Origin of the sequence: Mordavella massiliensis (assembly GCF_016902415.1) — a bacterium.
Classification (GTDB): domain Bacteria; phylum Bacillota; class Clostridia; order Lachnospirales; family Lachnospiraceae; genus Merdimonas; species Merdimonas faecigallinarum.
Map to the genome: position 1 here is coordinate 1 of NZ_JACJLV010000104.1, position 1,260 is coordinate 1,260.

1 protein-coding gene and 1 rRNA gene are annotated in these 1,260 nt (G+C 44.6%); both read left to right on the forward strand.

Going from position 1 to position 1,260, the window contains the following annotated elements; all coding sequences use genetic code 11:
• Positions 1-86, forward strand: a 23S ribosomal RNA gene (locus H6A13_RS12945); the annotation flags it as partial.
• Between the two features lie 189 nt (positions 87-275).
• Positions 276-1,190 carry a 4-hydroxy-3-methylbut-2-enyl diphosphate reductase gene (locus H6A13_RS12950; protein ID WP_204909939.1) on the forward strand — a complete coding sequence of 305 codons (915 nt, stop codon included), beginning with the start codon at positions 276-278 and terminating at the stop codon, positions 1,188-1,190.
• Positions 1,191-1,260: the final 70 nt, after the last annotated feature.

Genomic DNA, 1,260 nt, shown 5'->3' on the forward strand with positions numbered 1-1,260 from the left:
TGAAGACGACGAGGTAGATAGGGCAGAGGTGGAAGTACAGTAATGTATGGAGCTGACTGCTACTAATCGGTCGAGGGCATGACCAAAGAAGGTCGGTAGGCAGGATGAAAGTTTCTTATATGCAGTTTTGAAGGTATATGTAAGATGAGGTCAAGGACAAAAGTCCCTGACCTTTTTTATTTCACAGGAATTGCTTTCTTATTTCCATATGATCCTGTTTCCGTTATAATGAAATCAGTGACATGTAAGTTTACCGAAAGCTGGAGGAATCAAAGATGCAGGTAAAAGCAATCAGACCAAGAGGATACTGTAAAGGAGTTGTACGCGCGATTGAGATGGCGAAGCAGGCCCGCGGGGAAAAACAGCCGGTTGTAATACTGGGAATGATCGTACACAATCAATACATTGTTGATGCGTTAAAGCAGATGGGGATCGAAACCATCGATCATCCCGGGAAGACACGGCTGGAACTTCTGGATGAGATCCAGGAGGGAACGGTGATCATAACAGCTCACGGCGCAGGCGATCAGGTATTTGAAAAGGCCCGTGCAAAAGGTCTCAATGTGATCGACGCTTCCTGCCTCGATGTGATCAAGACCCATGAACTGATCAAAGAAAAACTTTCGAAAGGCTATGAAATATTATATATCGGGAAGAAAGGCCACCCGGAAGCAGAGGGAGCAGTTTCTATTGATGCAGAAAGGATTCATCTGATCGGCAGCAAAGAGGATCTTAAGACTCTGGATCCCGGGGCGGATTATGTGATAACCAACCAGACCACGATGTCTCTTTACGATGTGCAGGACCTCTGCGAGTATGCGAAAGAAATTCTTCCCAGCGTTACGATTGAAAAGGAAACCTGTACGGCTACAAAAGTACGTCAGGAGGCAATCAAAAATATGGATGCGGATATCGACGTGGTATTTATCGTCGGCGATCCGCATTCGAATAACACACAGAAGCTTGCGTCAATCGCAAGGGAGAACCGGGAAGTCTATATGATCGAGAGCCTGGAAGACCTGGATATCAGCGTTTTAAAAGGAAAGAAAAAGGCCGCGGTTTCTTCCGGAGCATCAACGCCGGCGTATCTGACGGATCAGGTGATTTCTTTTCTGGAACAGTTTGATGAGACGGATCCGGACACCTATACAAAGCCGCAGGTAGATCTGACAAAAATCGTGGATCTGTAAACAGTTCATTTTATAATGAAGTAAATTTTTTGAATTGCAAAATAGTCAGAAAAATATACTAAAATAATAC

Bases quoted from the DNA above. Each gene is read 5' to 3' on its own strand.
- H6A13_RS12950 (WP_204909939.1), top strand. From the start codon at position 276: ATGCAGGTAAAAGCAATCAGACCAAGAGGATACTGTAAAGGAGTTGTA.